The organism is Acinetobacter sp. GG2, from assembly GCF_000292385.1.
In the GTDB taxonomy this organism is placed as follows: domain Bacteria; phylum Pseudomonadota; class Gammaproteobacteria; order Pseudomonadales; family Moraxellaceae; genus Acinetobacter; species Acinetobacter seifertii.
On record NZ_ALOW01000039.1, the window covers coordinates 142,459 to 157,580 of the forward strand.

At 36.8% G+C, this 15,122-nt stretch carries 16 protein-coding genes and 1 other RNA gene; 11 read left to right on the plus strand and 6 right to left on the minus strand.

Annotated features, from left to right (window positions below; all coding sequences use genetic code 11):
- Positions 1–2 precede the first annotated feature (2 nt).
- The 9 genes from uppS to lpxA are packed head-to-tail and all read left to right on the plus strand — an operon-like array spanning position 3 to position 9,598.
- Positions 3–755, plus strand: a complete 753-nt coding sequence (uppS, locus tag B554_RS0115265) for a polyprenyl diphosphate synthase (protein ID WP_019458734.1) — start codon at positions 3–5, stop codon at positions 753–755.
- On the plus strand, positions 755–1,579 hold the full coding sequence (locus B554_RS0115270) for a phosphatidate cytidylyltransferase (RefSeq protein WP_019458735.1): 825 nt from the start codon (positions 755–757) through the stop codon (positions 1,577–1,579). Before uppS ends, B554_RS0115270 begins: the two co-directional genes overlap by 1 nt.
- On the plus strand, positions 1,580–2,776 hold the full coding sequence (ispC, locus tag B554_RS0115275; protein ID WP_019458736.1) for a 1-deoxy-D-xylulose-5-phosphate reductoisomerase: 1,197 nt from the start codon (positions 1,580–1,582) through the stop codon (positions 2,774–2,776).
- A 1-nt stretch (position 2,777) separates the two neighbouring features.
- Positions 2,778–4,133, plus strand: a complete 1,356-nt coding sequence (gene rseP, locus B554_RS0115280) for an RIP metalloprotease RseP (RefSeq protein ID WP_019458737.1) — start codon at positions 2,778–2,780, stop codon at positions 4,131–4,133.
- Between the two features lie 37 nt (positions 4,134–4,170).
- The gene (gene bamA / locus B554_RS0115285) at positions 4,171–6,702 is read left to right on the plus strand and encodes an outer membrane protein assembly factor BamA (RefSeq protein WP_025465244.1); all 2,532 of its coding nucleotides are present in this window, start codon (positions 4,171–4,173) and stop codon (positions 6,700–6,702) included.
- 40 nt (positions 6,703–6,742) lie between these two features.
- Complete coding sequence (locus B554_RS0115290; RefSeq protein WP_019458739.1) at positions 6,743–7,246, plus strand: OmpH family outer membrane protein; 504 nt, start codon at positions 6,743–6,745, stop codon at positions 7,244–7,246.
- Positions 7,247–7,250: 4 nt separating this feature from the next.
- Complete coding sequence (gene lpxD / locus B554_RS0115295) at positions 7,251–8,321, plus strand: UDP-3-O-(3-hydroxymyristoyl)glucosamine N-acyltransferase (RefSeq protein ID WP_004701209.1); 1,071 nt, start codon at positions 7,251–7,253, stop codon at positions 8,319–8,321.
- A 6-nt stretch (positions 8,322–8,327) separates the two neighbouring features.
- Positions 8,328–8,813, plus strand: a complete 486-nt coding sequence (gene fabZ / locus B554_RS0115300; protein WP_000140523.1) for a 3-hydroxyacyl-ACP dehydratase FabZ — start codon at positions 8,328–8,330, stop codon at positions 8,811–8,813.
- On the plus strand, positions 8,810–9,598 hold the full coding sequence (gene lpxA, locus B554_RS0115305; RefSeq protein WP_019458740.1) for an acyl-ACP--UDP-N-acetylglucosamine O-acyltransferase: 789 nt from the start codon (positions 8,810–8,812) through the stop codon (positions 9,596–9,598). Before fabZ ends, lpxA begins: the two co-directional genes overlap by 4 nt.
- Before the next feature lie 54 nt (positions 9,599–9,652).
- Here lpxA and B554_RS0115310 read toward each other — a convergent pair whose 3' ends face one another.
- Positions 9,653–10,543: a YbgF trimerization domain-containing protein gene (locus B554_RS0115310; protein ID WP_019458741.1), complete on the minus strand. Its 891-nt coding sequence runs from the start codon at positions 10,541–10,543 to the stop codon at positions 9,653–9,655.
- Between the two features lie 316 nt (positions 10,544–10,859).
- Here B554_RS0115310 and ffs point away from each other — a divergent pair.
- Positions 10,860–10,956: signal recognition particle sRNA small type (gene ffs, locus B554_RS18775), an RNA gene on the plus strand.
- Between the two features lie 14 nt (positions 10,957–10,970).
- Here the strand turns inward: ffs and B554_RS0115315 are convergent.
- From B554_RS0115315 to B554_RS0115330, 4 genes are all read right to left on the minus strand, one after another.
- Positions 10,971–11,453 (minus strand): regulatory protein RecX, encoded by a 483-nt coding sequence (locus B554_RS0115315; protein WP_019458742.1) that lies wholly within the window; start codon positions 11,451–11,453, stop codon positions 10,971–10,973.
- Positions 11,454–11,506: 53 nt separating this feature from the next.
- The gene (recA, locus tag B554_RS0115320; RefSeq protein WP_004701217.1) at positions 11,507–12,559 is read right to left on the minus strand and encodes a recombinase RecA; all 1,053 of its coding nucleotides are present in this window, start codon (positions 12,557–12,559) and stop codon (positions 11,507–11,509) included.
- Positions 12,560–12,704: 145 nt separating this feature from the next.
- Positions 12,705–13,145: an RNA-binding S4 domain-containing protein gene (locus tag B554_RS0115325; RefSeq protein WP_004701218.1), complete on the minus strand. Its 441-nt coding sequence runs from the start codon at positions 13,143–13,145 to the stop codon at positions 12,705–12,707.
- Entirely contained in the window at positions 13,129–13,815 is a 687-nt protein-coding gene (locus tag B554_RS0115330) for an HAD-IA family hydrolase (RefSeq protein WP_019458743.1), read from the minus strand. Before B554_RS0115330 ends, B554_RS0115325 begins: the two co-directional genes overlap by 17 nt.
- A gap of 414 nt (positions 13,816–14,229) precedes the next feature.
- Between B554_RS0115330 and B554_RS0115335 the strand changes: the two genes are divergently transcribed.
- Positions 14,230–14,520, plus strand: a complete 291-nt coding sequence (locus B554_RS0115335) for a hypothetical protein (protein WP_004701224.1) — start codon at positions 14,230–14,232, stop codon at positions 14,518–14,520.
- Positions 14,521–14,583: 63 nt separating this feature from the next.
- Here the strand turns inward: B554_RS0115335 and B554_RS0115340 are convergent, their stop codons facing one another.
- Positions 14,584–15,108 carry a GNAT family N-acetyltransferase gene (locus B554_RS0115340; RefSeq protein WP_019458744.1) on the minus strand — a complete coding sequence of 175 codons (525 nt, stop codon included), beginning with the start codon at positions 15,106–15,108 and terminating at the stop codon, positions 14,584–14,586.
- Positions 15,109–15,122 lie beyond the last annotated feature (14 nt).

Genomic DNA, 15,122 nt, shown 5'->3' on the forward strand with positions numbered 1-15,122 from the left:
TTATGACCGAATCAGAAGAGTATCATCTTCCTCAGCATGTTGCCATCATCATGGATGGCAACAACCGCTTTGCCAAGAAAAATCAAATGCAAAAAGGCGATGGGCATCGAGAAGGTAAAAATATTCTTGATCCTATTGTTGAGCATTGTATAAAAACTAGCGTCCGTGCTTTAACTGTTTTTGCATTTTCGAGTGAAAATTGGAATCGACCACAATATGAAGTCGATCTGCTTATGAAGCTTCTTGAAGAAACGATTCATGAGCAAATACCTCGCATGAAAAAATTCAATATTGCTTTGCGTTTTATAGGGGATCGTTCTAGATTACCTTCACATTTAGTTGCCTTAATGGAAGATGCAGAGCAACAAACAGTACATCATGACGCCATGACATTAACTATTGCGATTAGCTATGGTGGTATGTGGGATATTGCAAATGCAGCTAAAGAGGTTGCACAAGCAGTTTCTCGTGGTGAAATTGACGCTGATCAAATAAATGTTGATTTGTTCGGAAAATATGTCAGTCTAAACGATCTGCCAGCTGTGGACTTGTTGATCCGTACAGGTGGAGATTTTCGTATATCTAACTTCCTGTTGTGGCAAGCAGCTTATGCGGAACTGTATTTTACGGATACATTATGGCCGGAATTTACAGTCGAGGAATTCGATCATGCACTGAATGTATTTTCAGGGCGTGAACGTCGTTTCGGTAAAACATCTGAACAAATTCAGCAAGAGAAAATCGAGAAATTATAATGTTAGAGCGGATTGTTACCGCATTGGTACTTGTTGCAGTTGTTTTGGGCTGTATGTTTGCTACGCAATCACATTATCCAATGTTGGTACTTATGATTGTGGCGGCAGCTGTTGCGGGGTATGAATGGTATAAGTTAATGCCTCATGAAGCTGGTGCGGTAGTAAAGCCTAAAGCATGGGGTTATGGTCTACTTGTTGCCTTTGTTTCTGGTGTTGCCTTATTCTTTCATGACATTGCATTGTTGCTATGGTCTGCTTCAATTTTAACTTGGCTCGTTAGTGTATATTGGGTTAAGTCTTTTCCTGAATTTGATGGTTGGTATAACGCGACTCTCTATATTATTGGTTTAATTCTTATCTGTGCAGCAGTGACTGCAATCTTTGTAGTATGGCAAAGCTCACCATGGTGGTTGATGTATTTGTTCTTGCTTGTATGGGGTGCAGATAGTGGAGCTTACTTTGTAGGCCGCAAATTTGGTAAAAGAAAGTTGGCACCCACAGTAAGTCCAAATAAATCGGTAGAAGGGTTGTATGGTGGTATTTTAACTACAGTGATTGTGATGATTGTAGTGCAATATCAATATTTAAATCTAACTTGGGTTCAACAACTTTTATTCCTGATCTTATCTTTAATTACAGTATTTGGTTCAGTATTAGGTGATTTGTTTGAATCAATGATCAAACGTCGTGCTGGTATTAAAGACTCTGGGCGTGTGTTGCCTGGTCATGGTGGTGTGTTGGATCGTATTGATTCTTTACTCGCAGCAGCCCCGATTTTTGCAACGGGAATGTATATATTAAAGCTTATTGGTGTAGATTTATAGATGACACAATCTGTTTGCATATTGGGTGTAACTGGTTCTATTGGACAAAGTACCTTAAAAATTTTAAGTCAGCATCCAGATAAGTATTCAGTTTTTGCAGTTTCGGCACATAGTCGAATTTCTGAACTTGTTGAAATCTGCAAACAGTTTCGCCCTAAAGTTGTTGTTGTTCCTGAACTGAAGATAGCTGAATTAAAAACATTATTTGCGCAACAAAACATACAAGACATTGATATTTTAATTGGGCAAGATGGTCTGATTGATATTGCATCACATGCTGACGTTGATATTGTAATGGCTGCAATTGTAGGTGCTGCAGGTCTTTTACCTACTTTGGCAGCTGTTAAAGCTGGTAAACGAGTATTGCTTGCAAATAAAGAAGCATTGGTGATGTCTGGTGAAATCATGATGCAAGCTGCTCTTGATCATCAGGCATTATTATTGCCAGTGGACTCAGAACATAATGCTATTTTCCAGTCATTACCTCATAATTATTTAGAAGTTGAGAGAACTGGGCAACCGCAATTAGGTGTATCCAAAATACTACTGACTGCATCTGGTGGTCCCTTTTTAAATCATTCCCTAGAACAATTGGAACATGTAACACCACAACAAGCATGTAAACATCCAAACTGGTCTATGGGCCAAAAAATCTCAGTTGACTCCGCCACTCTTATGAATAAAGGGTTAGAGTTAATCGAAGCGTGTCATTTGTTTTCAATATCTGAACATTTTGTTACAGTTGTTGTTCACCCACAAAGTATTATTCACTCTATGGTGCAGTATGTTGATGGTTCAACATTAGCACAAATGGGTAATCCTGATATGTGTACGCCAATTGCACATGCATTAGCATGGCCTGAGCGTTTACAAACAAGTGTTCCTGCTTTAGATTTATTTGAGTATTCTCAGCTTAATTTTCAAGCTCCAGATACCCAAAAATTTCCTGCACTAAATCTTGCAAGACAAGCAATGCGTGCAGGAGGTTTGGCACCTACCATTTTGAATGCAGCGAATGAAATTGCTGTTGAAGCATTCTTAAAGGAAAGGATTGGATTTACACATATTCCGCAAGTGGTAGAGCATACTTTGCAAGATTTAGAGAATGCAGCCGCTGAGAGCATTGAGTGCATTTTAGACAAAGATAAAATGGCTCGCTCAGTAGCTCAACAATATATATCAAGTATTGGAGGCTGAAATGAATGCTCTTTTTATGATTGCAGCAGCGGCTCTTTTACTTGGTCCGTTAATTGCAATTCATGAGTTTGGTCATTACTGGGTTGCACGTAAACTTGGTGTTAAAGTTTTAGTTTATTCAATTGGTTTTGGTCCAACTTTACTCAAATGGACCTCTAAAAAGTCCGGTATTAAATATCAGCTTTCTGCTTTACCTTTAGGTGGCTACGTTAAAATGTTAGACGAGCGAGAAGGTAATGTGGCAGAACAAGATTTACCATATGCTTTTAACCGTCAAAAACCATGGAAACGTATTGCTATTGTTGCGGCAGGGCCATTAATTAATTTAATTTTTGCCGTATTGCTTTTTTGGGTTTTATTTTTGCCAGCGCAACAACAATTAAATACTAAAATCGGTAAAATTATACCAAACTCGCCAGCTGCAGCTGCTCAGTTACATGTAGGTGATAAAATTATTGCTGTTGATGGCAAAGAAACAGCAACTTGGGAAAAGTTAAATTTTGCTTTGATTGATCGGGTAGGTGAAACCGGTACTGTAAATATCGATGTAAATCGTGCAGGCACCGAGAAAAATTTTGTATTACCGATAAAAGATTTTTTAAAAAACCAAAATGAATCTGCACTCGATGTATTAGGCTTCTTACCTTATCGACCTGTAATTCCTGCTGTTGTAACAGATTTAACAGCAGATGGTGCTGCAATTCGTCAAGGAATGAAAGTGGGTGATCGTATTGTTGCGATTGACGGTCAGCCTATGAAAGATTGGTTTGATGTTGTTGAGGTTGTTCAGCGCTCTCCAGAAAAGTTACTTAATATTGACGTGTTGCGTCATCAACAGTTGGTTCATTTGCAAGTGATGCCTCAAGGAAAACGCGACAACATGGGACAAGTAAATGGTGTCCTTGGTGTAAAAAGTGACGCTGGAAAAATTACAATTCCTGACGAATATAAGCAAACAATCCAATATACTCCAATACAAGCTTTTGAAATGGCTCTTGATAAAACTGGCCAGATTTCGAGCATGATTTTGAACTCAATAGTGAAAATGGTAAAAGGACTTATTGGATTGGAAAATCTTTCTGGACCTATCACTATTGCAAAAGTAGCTGGGCAAAGTGCAGAAATGGGATGGCAAACTTTTATCTCTTTCATGGCATTGATGAGTGTAAGCCTTGGAATTTTAAATTTATTACCAATTCCAATGTTAGATGGTGGTCATCTAGTGTATTACATCATTGAAGCTATTCGAGGAAAGCCTGTTTCTGAACAAATACAAATGTTTGGTCTGAAAATTGGTATGGTACTGCTCGGTAGTATGATGCTTTTAGCTTTATTTAATGATTTTATGCGTTTGTAAACGTGTATGGATTTATAACTTACTGGAAAAAACTGGCATGCGGCACACACATTTTTTAATGCCTTTGGCACTTGTTAGCGCTATGGCAGCGGTACAACAAGCATATGCAGCTGATGATTTCGTTGTTAGAGATATTCGTGTAAACGGTTTAGTTCGTCTTACTCCTGCAAATGTTTATACCATGTTGCCAATCAACAGTGGCGATCGCGTTAATGAACCGATGATCGCCGAAGCAATTCGAACATTGTATGCCACGGGTCTTTTTGATGATATTAAAGCGTCAAAAGATAACGATACTTTGGTTTTTAATGTTATTGAACGCCCTATTATTTCAAAACTTGAATTTAAAGGTAATAAACTTATTCCTAAAGAGGCGTTAGAACAAGGCCTTAAAAAAATGGGTGTTGCAGAGGGTGAGGTTTTTAAGAAATCTGCTTTGCAAACCATTCAAACAGAATTAGAGCAGCAATACACTCAACAAGGTCGTTATGATGCTAGCGTTACTGTTGATACCGTTGCGAGACCAAACAACCGCGTTGAATTAAAAATTAATTTCAACGAAGGAACGGCAGCAAAAGTTTTTGATATCAATGTAATTGGTAATACTGTTTTTAAAGATAGTGAAATCAAGCAAGCATTTGCTCTTAAAGAAAGCGGCTGGGCTTCAATCGTTACACGTAATGACCGCTATGCGCGTGAAAAAATGGCCGCAAGCCTTGAAGCATTACGTGCTATGTACCTTAACAAGGGTTATATTAATTTCAATATTAATAACTCTCAGCTTAATATTAGTGAAGATAAAAAACATATCTTTATTGAAGTTGCAGTTGAGGAAGGTAATCAGTTTAAATTTGGCCAAACTAAATTCTTGGGTGATGCACTTTATAAGCCTGAAGAATTGCAAGCTTTAAAAATTTATAAAGATGGCGATACTTATTCTCAAGAAAAGGTAAATGCTGTTAAGCAATTACTTTTACGTAAGTATGGTAACGCAGGTTATTACTTTGCTGATGTAAATATTGTTCCGCAAATTAATAATGAAACTGGTGTTGTTGACCTAAATTATTATGTTAATCCAGGTCAGCAAGTTACCGTACGTCGTATTAATTTCACTGGTAATAGCAAAACTTCTGATGAAGTATTACGTCGTGAAATGCGTCAGATGGAAGGTGCTTTGGCAAGTAATGAAAAAATTGACTTGTCTAAAGTTCGATTGGAGCGTACAGGTTTCTTTAAAACTGTTGATATTAAACCTGCCCGAATTCCAAACTCACCTGATCAAGTCGATTTGAATGTAAATGTTGAAGAACAACATTCAGGTACCACAACATTGGCGGTAGGTTATTCGCAAAATGGTGGTATCACGTTCCAAGCAGGACTTAGTCAAACCAACTTCATGGGTACTGGTAACCGAGTTGCAATTGATTTGTCTCGTTCAGAAACTCAAGATTATTATAATTTAAGTGTCACTGACCCATACTTCACCATTGATGGTGTAAGCCGTGGGTATAACGTTTATTATCGTAAAACTAAGTTAAATGATAACTATAACGTTAATAACTATGTAACCGATAGTGTGGGTGGTAGTTTAAGTTTTGGTTATCCTATTGATGAAAACCAAAGTTTAAGTGCTTCTGTTGGTGTTGATAATACTAAAGTCACCACTGGTCCTTATGTTTCTACCTATGTACGTGATTATTTATTAGCAAATGGTGGTAAAGCAACTGGTAAGTCGACTTGGTGTCCAAGTGGTAAGACAGAGACAGATCCTAAAACAAATGAATCAATAGCTGATACATGTCAAGGTGGATTTGAAGATTACAATAGTGCTTTTGATGGTGAATTCTTTACTTATAATTTAAACTTAGGTTGGTCATATAACACGTTAAATAGACCGATTTTCCCAACATCTGGTATGTCTCACCGTTTAGGTCTTGAAATAGGCTTACCAGGAAGTGATGTTGACTACCAAAAACTTACTTATGATACGCAAGCATTCTTACCGATTGGTAATTCAGGTTTTGTACTTCGTGGTTATGGTAAGCTTGGTTATGGTAACGATTTACCATTCTATAAAAACTTCTACGCGGGCGGTTATGGTTCTGTTCGAGGCTATGACAACAGTACTTTGGGGCCTAAATATGCTAGTGTAAATTTACAAGAAACAAAGCAAAATGATCCTTCACCTGAAAATGTGGGTGGTAATGCTCTAGTTCAATTTGGAACTGAGTTAGCATTACCTATGCCATTTAAAGGAGATTGGACTCGTCAGGTACGTCCTGTACTGTTTGCTGAAGGTGGTCAGGTCTTTGATACTAAGTGTAACATTAATAACTCTGTATATGGCGATAAAGGCATGAGGATTAATGGTCAGACAATTACAGACGTTAAGAAGTATTGTGAAGATAATTATGGTTTCGATTTAGGTAACTTACGTTATAGCGTGGGTGTGGGTGTAACCTGGATTACTATGATTGGACCATTGTCACTTAGCTATGCATTCCCGTTAAATGATAAACCGGGTGATGAAACTAAAGAAATCCAGTTTGAAATTGGTCGTACTTTCTAAGTACGACTTCATTGAGCAACGAAATAAGGAAAGTGATTATATGAAAAAATTAAATGCATTAATATTAGGATTGGGTTTAACGGTAGCTTCAGTGGCAGCTAATGCAGCTGGTTATGGCGTAATTGATCTAGCTAAAGTTGTTGAAAGTAGTACTTATTTGAAACAACAAAATGCAAGCTTAAACCAGTCTGTGAAACCTACAACGACTAAACTTGAGCAATTGGGTAAAGAGTTGGAAGGACTTCAACGTCAAGCACAAACTCAAGGCCAAAAAATGAAAGAAGATGATATTAAGAAATTGCAATCTCAGTATCAATCGAAATTAAATGAATTTAATTCAACACAACAAGGCTTACAATCTAGAGTTCAAACTAGCTTACAAAGTATGAATACAACGTTTGAAACAAGAGTTAAGCAAGCTGCTGAACAGTTACGAAAAGAAAATAATCTTGACTTTGTTTTGAATAAAAATTCAACTGTTGCCTATGACCCTAAGTATGATTTAACTGATAAAATGATTCAAAAGGTTAATTCAATGAAATAAATTAATGAAAGTGCAACAATATCGTTTAGATGAATTAGCTCATCTGGTTCAAGGTGAGCTAATTGGTGAAGGTAGTCTTCAACTTTCGAACTTGGCAAGTTTAGAAAAAGCTAATTCAAACCATATTACTTTTATAAATGGTGAGAAATATCTTGAGCAAGCCAAAATGAGTAATGCTGGTGCCTTCATTGTTACAGCTACTTTAAAAGAACTTCTTCCAGAAAAACATAATTTCATTATTGTTGAGAATCCTTACCTTGCATTTGCAATTTTGACTCATGTGTTTGATAAAAAGGTTTCCATAACGGGGATAGAAAGCACTGCTCAAATTCATCCTTCTGCTATTATTTCGGAAACGGCATATATTGGTCACTATGTGGTTATTGGTGAAAATTGTGTGGTAGGTGATAATACGATCATTGAGTCACATACTAAACTTGATGATTATGTAGAAGTTGGAAAAGATTGTTTTATCGATTCTCATGTCACTATTACGGGTAGCTCTAAATTACAAGATCGTGTGCGTGTACACTCGAGTACTGTGATTGGAGGTGAGGGCTTTGGCTTTGCGCCATATCAAGGTAAGTGGCATCGTATTGCTCAGCTAGGTTCGGTCTTAATTGGAAATGATGTTCGAATTGGATCAAATTGTAGTATTGATAGAGGTGCACTTGATAATACAATTTTGGAAGATGGAGTAATTATTGATAACCTTGTGCAAATTGCACATAACGTTCATATTGGTTCAAATACTGCTATTGCAGCCAAGTGTGGTATTGCTGGAAGTACAAAAATTGGCAAAAACTGTATTCTAGGTGGAGCATGTGGAGTATCAGGTCACCTTTCAATTACCGATAATGTGACTTTTACTGCAATGTCAATGGTCACAAAAAATATTTCTGTTGCAGGAACTTATTCATCGGGAATTGGATTATTTGAAAATAGTCATTGGAAAAAGACTGTTGTACGCTTGCGACAATTAGCAGATGTGCCATTGACCCAAATCACTAAACGACTTGATCATATACAAGCTCAAATAGAGTCTCTTGAATCAACTTTTAATTTGCGTAAATAGAATATTATGACCGAGTCAACTACCCCTAAATTTGCCATCCCTGAATTACCAATGCAGATTCAAACGATTCGTCAATATTTGCCGCATCGTTATCCATTCTTGTTGGTTGATCGTGTGACTGAAGTTACTGACAATAGTATTGTTGGTTATAAAAATGTTTCTATCAATGAAGAGTTCTTACAAGGACATTTTCCAGAATATCCAATTATGCCTGGTGTTCTAATTGTTGAAGCACTTGCTCAAGTTTCAGGTGTTCTTGGTTTTATTATGAACAATGAAACGCCAAAACCAGGTTCTTTGTTCCTGTTTGCTGGTGCTGAAAGAGTTAGATTTAAAAAACAAGTAGTTGCAGGTGACCAACTTGTATTAAAATCTGAGTTGGTAATGCAGAAGCGCGGCATTTACAAATATAATTGTACAGCTAGCGTTGATGGCATTGTAGCAGCAACCGCTGAGATTATGATTTCACACCAAAAAACAGAGCAGGCATGAGCAATCACGATTTAATCCATTCTACCGCCATTATTGATCCATCTGCAGTAATTGCTGCAGATGTTCAAATAGGACCTTATTGTGTTATTGGTCCTCAAGTGACTATTGGTGCTGGTACTAAATTACATTCTCATGTGGTAGTAGGTGGTTTTACCAGAATAGGCCAAAATAATGAAATCTTTCAATTTGCAAGTGTTGGTGAAGTTTGCCAAGACCTCAAATATAAAGGTGAAGAAACTTGGCTTGAAATTGGTAACTATAATTTAATTCGCGAACATTGCAGCTTACATAGAGGCACAGTGCAGGATAATGCATTAACCAAAATAGGTAGCCATAATCTATTGATGGTAAACACGCATATTGCACATGACTGTATCGTAGGTGACCATAATATTTTTGCTAATAATGTCGGTGTCGCTGGGCATGTACATATTGGTGATCACGTTATTGTGGGCGGGAATTCTGGGATACATCAATTCTGTAAAATTGATTCTTACAGCATGATTGGTGGTGCTTCATTAATTCTTAAAGATGTACCTGCCTATGTGATGGCTTCTGGTAATCCTGCTCATGCTTTTGGTATAAATACTGAAGGTATGCGAAGAAAAGGTTGGTCTAAAAATACAATTCAGGGTTTAAGAGAAGCTTATAAATTGATATTTAAGTCAGGACTGACTTCTGTTCAAGCTGTTGAACAAATTAAAAGTGAAATTTTGCCTTCTGTTCCAGAAGCTCAATTATTAATTGATTCTATTGAGCAATCAGAGCGTGGAATTGTACGTTAATTAATAAGACATAAAAAAAGACACTGTTTAACAGTGTCTTTTTTTATGTATAAATTATTTTTTAAAGAATTTAACTTCTTCAGATTTAGGATATTGCGTAAGTAATTTGTTCTTATATTGGTTTGCTGATGCAGTATTCTTATCAACATCCTTTGCAATACTATACAGTTGATACAATGCTCGAGGAGCTTTACTAGAGTTTGGATATTGATTCGCAACAATATTATAGTTTTTCTTCGCTTCATTGTAGTTCACAGGGTCTGTGGCTAAATGAAATTCAGCTAACCAAAAGTAAGCATTACCTGTATAAATACTATTAGGGTGGTTTTTAATAAAGTTTTGCATTGGGGCAATAGCTTTTTTCGCTCCGCCCTGTTTATAAGCATCTAAAGCTACAGTATAAGCGGCTTTTTCTAATTCAAGTGGATTTGACTGGTTTTGAGCAGCAGTGGTTGGTTGAGCGTTTGTTACTGGTGCGCTAGGTTGTTGTTCAGAGGTGGTTGGAGTAGGCGGAGCTGCAACTACTTTGTTGCCATTTGTAGGCTGAGAAGAAGGTGCTGATGTATTTGTAGTGGCGCTACTATCGGCAGTCGTATTTGAGCTATCATCTTGGGTCGCACTGTCTGGGTCAACTTTTTGATGTAGTAGCTCTAAACGTTGATCTAGGTCTGTATAGCGGTTGGCTAGATCTTTCTTTAGTTGCTCAATATCATTTGCTTGTTCTTCTAATTGACCTCTTAATGTGCGGATATCATTCTCTAATTGTTGATTTTTTTGCATCAACTCCCAGTTTAAATTGGTGGGAACTGAAATATTGCTTGAAGAAGTATTAGATGCACTACCATCATTTTGACTTAAACCACGAGACTCGATAGGAATATTTGCGTATAGAGAAGTGGTACTCATTAAGGCAATAAATAATAAAGAATGCTTCTTCATTTGCATGTGTATAAATCCATAATTTTATATAAAAGCCACCTTGAACACCGGAATATAAAAATCAATTCACTAAATATCTAAGGTTTTTCATTGATCAATGCAATTAAAACAGTTAACAGTTTAAATGCAAGGATAGTTTACAATCTTCAAGCATATTTTATGCAAAATGAAAAAAGAACTTAAACTCATAAAATTACATTTTCAAATTTTAAGCGATTATTGTTGGTGAATTAATCAATCGAAACAAAAACTTGCCGAAAATGGGATAGAAGGGTTGCATCTCTTTTAAAAATCTCTATACTTTGTTTTGCAATGGTAGCCCCGCTGGTGGCTTCGCAATTGTACTCTGTGAACCCCGCCAGGACCGGAAGGTAGCAACGGTAGCAGATCTATGATGTGCCGAAGTTTTGCTAGTGGGGCTGCCACCTTTCTTTTAATCCAATTTTCTTTGGATTGCTTTTAAAATTACATCTAAATCAAACCCTCTATACTGTAAAAATCTAATTTGTTTTGCTTTAAGCTTTGGATCTTTTTCAACCACTTCTCCAAATTTCTTAACTTTAAGCTGATAAGCTTGCTCTACCCAATCAATTTCGTGAATTTCATCAGCGATTAAATCGTTCTCAATCTGTTTGGTTTTTAAAGCTTGTTGAATGCGTTTTGGACCTTTACCTTTACGAATCTGACTTGCAAGCATTTGCTCTGCAACACGTTGGTCGCTTTGATAGTTTTGCTCAGATAACTCTTCAACGAGTTGTTTCACTTCTTCTATATTTTGTGCATAACGGGCTAATTTCTCAATCAGTTCTGCTTTAGAGTAGTCTCGGCGAGTAAGTAAAGCAAAAGCATATGATCGTAAACGCTGGCCAGTAAGTGGGGGACGCTGTTGAGATTGCTCGTCGTTTCTTTTGAACATATAGGTTTCCTTGTAAAAAACGCCCCGAAGGGCGTTTTATGACTCATCTATAATTAAGATTCTAATAATAGATCTGGCTCTTCTTCGTCATCTTCAACTTGTACTGCGCCATTTGTACCTGTGGTCAGCAATTGCTCTCGAATATTGCGTTCAATCTCTTCAGCGATTTGCTTATTTTCTTCAAAATAACGAATCACGTTATTCTTACCTTGGCCAATTTTATTACCTTGATATGAATACCATGCACCAGCTTTTTGAACGATATCTTGTTGAACTGCCAAATCTACAAGTTCACCAAGTTGGTTAGTGCCTTTGCCGTATAGGATTTGGAAAATAGCTTCTCTAAATGGAGGAGCCATTTTGTTTTTAACGACTTTAACTTTAGTTTCTGAACCAACGATTTCGTCGCCTTCTTTTACTTGACCGATACGACGAATATCTAAACGAACTGACGCATAGAACTTAAGAGCGTTACCACCCGTTGTAGTTTCTGGGCTACCAAACATAACACCAATTTTCATACGAATTTGGTTAATGAAGATAACCATACAGTTTGAACGTTTAGCGTTACCCGTAATTTTACGAAGCGCTTGGCTCATAAGACGAGCTTGTAGACCCATGTGAGAATCACCCATCTCACCTTCGATCTCTGCTTTAGGTGTAAGGGCAGCTACCGAGTCCACAACGATTAAATCAATTGCGCCTGAACGGACAAGCATATCGGCGATTTCAAGTGCTTGTTCACCATTATCAGGTTGTGAAACAAGTAGGTTGTCAATATCAACACCAAGTTTACGTGCATATTGAGGATCTAGGGCATGTTCGGCATCGATGAAGGCACATGTACCACCAGACTTTTGACATTGGGCGATTGCTTGCAATGTCATTGTGGTTTTACCAGAAGATTCAGGACCATAAATTTCGATAATACGGCCTTTTGGTAAACCACCAATCCCCAATGCGATGTCTAAAGTTAAAGAACCTGTAGATACGGCTTCAACTGCTTGAACAGTGTTATCACCGAGACGCATAACCGTATTTTTGCCAAATTGCTTTTCAATTTGACTCAAAGCGGCTTGTAATGCTTTGCTTTTATTCTCATCCATCTCAAAAACCTCAATACTCTATGTTCATCACGTTTAACCCAAGTGGATGCATTGAATCTCAACTTGTTTCACAGGGCTAATAGTGACAGATTTTTTCTTTAGCTTCTATATCTTATAGATGTGAGTGCGACATAACTCGACGTTTCTATTCATCATCATAAGACCAATGGTCTTCATAATGTTGATCGTTATCCTGTTTAAACCGATTGATTTGTCGCCGATCTTTCTTACTTGGTCTATGGTCAGGTCGAGCTAGATTATGCAATTTTCGTTGGGAAGCAATCAACTCCCGTCTCGCAATACTTACTTCAGTTTCTTCATAAAGTTGCTGTGCAACTGGAGCTGGTCCTCGGGTGTTGGAAAGTGCTTTGACAACAACTGTCTTTTTTTCGAAACCTTGTTGAACAACAAGTTCCATTCCAACACGAATTTCTTTAGAAACTTTTACACGCTCATTATTGTGATGTACTTTACCACCTTCAATTGCAGCTTTAGCAATAGAACGAGTCTTAAAAAAACGTGCTGCCCATAACCATTTGTCGACACGCATTGTGTCTACAGCATCGTTTTCATGCAATTTTGACATCATTATCCTTTCTATCAGTTTGATTCAAAACAGACAGTAGCTCTGTAAGCTGATCTAGAGCTTTATACTCTAAATCTTGTGGCTGTCTTTTACTCTTAAGAGTTGAGGGCTGTAATATAGTAAACAAGTGTCTTATACCAAATTTTTCTGCAGTTTTTAAAACTTGAAGAGTATCGTCTAAAAAAATAGTGGTTTCTGGTTCAAAATAATGCAAACTTTGTAACTCTTGCCAAAACTGAAGATCTTCCTTCGCATAACCCATTTGTTCACTAGATACAATCACATCAAAAAAATCTTGAATAGGGATGTTATCAAGTTTTAATTGTAAACTTGCGCAGTCTGCATTGGTCACTAACCAACATTGATAACCTTGTTCTTTTAGAGCATTAAGTAGCTCCATACATCCTGATCGTGTTTTAATTTTGTGTTGAAATTCTTTCTGAAGATTTAAAACATCTACTCCAGTAGTTTTCGTCCAATAATTTGAGGAGTACCATGAAAGAGTGTGCTTATTACTAAGATAAAACTGGGTCAATATTTCTTGGCTTTCTACTAGTGAGAGTTGATGCGTCTGAGAATGCCGTACAGGTAGACATTGGTTCCAGATAAAGTCGTCAAAAGCCAAATCTAACAAAGTTCCGTCCATATCGAAAAGCACTATTTTAGCCATGTTTTAAGGACTCCAATTTGAATAGACAAGGAAGAAAGTTAGGCTAAGATTATAAGCATTAAAGCCTATAAAAACGGATTGATTTGTTATTATTTCATCATTTAGAGGTCTATCGAGGCTGATTAATAATGATTGTTAAAAGTGATATACTCAAATGCTGCCAAGGACTTGATTGTTATTTTTAGATGGAGAGTCTAATGAAAATTGAGTTATCGCAATTCTGATCAATATATTCAAAATAATAAATCTAACTTTAAATGATGGAATCTACCAACAGTACTCTTATGTCTATAAAAGTAGTAATCGCACTATTTTGATTTACATAGTGCACGTATTGGCAAACATTTTATAAATTGAACTGTGCAGGTTTAAAGTTATATTAAAAATTATCCGAATAATAATTTAGAGTAGGCAATGAAAATTGGATTTATTGGAGGAGCCAATGATGGCATAGTTATCAATGCTGCAAATGGCATTGATACTTATAAACTTGAATGGCATTACAAGGCTGAAAAGCACTGTCAAGAACCATCACTAGGGCTAAATGGTCCTGAATATGACTATTACAATTTATTAATTTTGAGAAAAAACAAAGAGGCAAAACTTTTCTATGTTTTAACTACAATGGACAAAGAAGCTATTGCAGATAAAATTAATGAGTATTGGGAGCATTCAACTTCGGTAGGTTATGACTTTGATGAATAGCTCTGGTTTAAATTTATTAGTAATCTTTGATCATATCACTATTTCATATACTCATAACTCAAATTATGGATTGTATATTTCATAAAGAACGTGTTCTTGAAGTGCGTGCCCATCTGGAAGCTTGGGATGATTGAAGTGTTTAACTTTACGCATTCCTAGTCTTTCCATTACAGCTTGAGAAGGCTTATTCACTGTTGCTGTAAAAGAAACCACTTTATCTTTATTAAGCACATTAAAGGCATAGTCTAATGCTGCTTTTGCTCCTTCTGTGGCATAACCTTTTTTCCAGTATTTTGTAGCAATCCTCCAGCCAATTTCAATGCAAGGGGAAAAATCAAATTGTTCTGGTTGGTCGTGTAGGCCAATAAAACCAATAAAGTCGTGGCTTTCTTTTAATTCTACAGCCCAAAATCCCCAATCTTTTTCATCAATAAGGGCCGATGCTCTTTGAATTAAATTTATACTTTCAGTAGCAGATAAAAGCTTTGGAAAAAAACGCATAACATCTTTATCCAATCCCATTTCGATAAAGGGGGCGGCATCAGTTTCTTTCCATTGTCTTAAGATTAAACGTTCGGTTTCGATCATAGTAAAAGCTCTTT

Bases quoted from the DNA above. Each gene is read 5' to 3' on its own strand.
- uppS (WP_019458734.1), top strand. From the start codon at position 3: ATGACCGAATCAGAAGAGTATCATCTTCCTCAGCATGTTGCCATCATC.
- B554_RS0115270 (WP_019458735.1), top strand. From the start codon at position 755: ATGTTAGAGCGGATTGTTACCGCATTGGTACTTGTTGCAGTTGTTTTG.
- ispC (WP_019458736.1), top strand. From the start codon at position 1,580: ATGACACAATCTGTTTGCATATTGGGTGTAACTGGTTCTATTGGACAA.
- rseP (WP_019458737.1), top strand. From the start codon at position 2,778: ATGAATGCTCTTTTTATGATTGCAGCAGCGGCTCTTTTACTTGGTCCG.
- bamA (WP_025465244.1), top strand. From the start codon at position 4,171: ATGCGGCACACACATTTTTTAATGCCTTTGGCACTTGTTAGCGCTATG.
- B554_RS0115290 (WP_019458739.1), top strand. From the start codon at position 6,743: ATGAAAAAATTAAATGCATTAATATTAGGATTGGGTTTAACGGTAGCT.
- lpxD (WP_004701209.1), top strand. From the start codon at position 7,251: ATGAAAGTGCAACAATATCGTTTAGATGAATTAGCTCATCTGGTTCAA.
- fabZ (WP_000140523.1), top strand. From the start codon at position 8,328: ATGACCGAGTCAACTACCCCTAAATTTGCCATCCCTGAATTACCAATG.
- lpxA (WP_019458740.1), top strand. From the start codon at position 8,810: ATGAGCAATCACGATTTAATCCATTCTACCGCCATTATTGATCCATCT.
- B554_RS0115310 (WP_019458741.1), bottom strand. From the start codon at position 10,543: ATGCAAATGAAGAAGCATTCTTTATTATTTATTGCCTTAATGAGTACC.
- B554_RS0115315 (WP_019458742.1), bottom strand. From the start codon at position 11,453: ATGTTCAAAAGAAACGACGAGCAATCTCAACAGCGTCCCCCACTTACT.
- recA (WP_004701217.1), bottom strand. From the start codon at position 12,559: ATGGATGAGAATAAAAGCAAAGCATTACAAGCCGCTTTGAGTCAAATT.
- B554_RS0115325 (WP_004701218.1), bottom strand. From the start codon at position 13,145: ATGTCAAAATTGCATGAAAACGATGCTGTAGACACAATGCGTGTCGAC.
- B554_RS0115330 (WP_019458743.1), bottom strand. From the start codon at position 13,815: ATGGCTAAAATAGTGCTTTTCGATATGGACGGAACTTTGTTAGATTTG.
- B554_RS0115335 (WP_004701224.1), top strand. From the start codon at position 14,230: ATGAAAATTGGATTTATTGGAGGAGCCAATGATGGCATAGTTATCAAT.
- B554_RS0115340 (WP_019458744.1), bottom strand. From the start codon at position 15,108: ATGATCGAAACCGAACGTTTAATCTTAAGACAATGGAAAGAAACTGAT.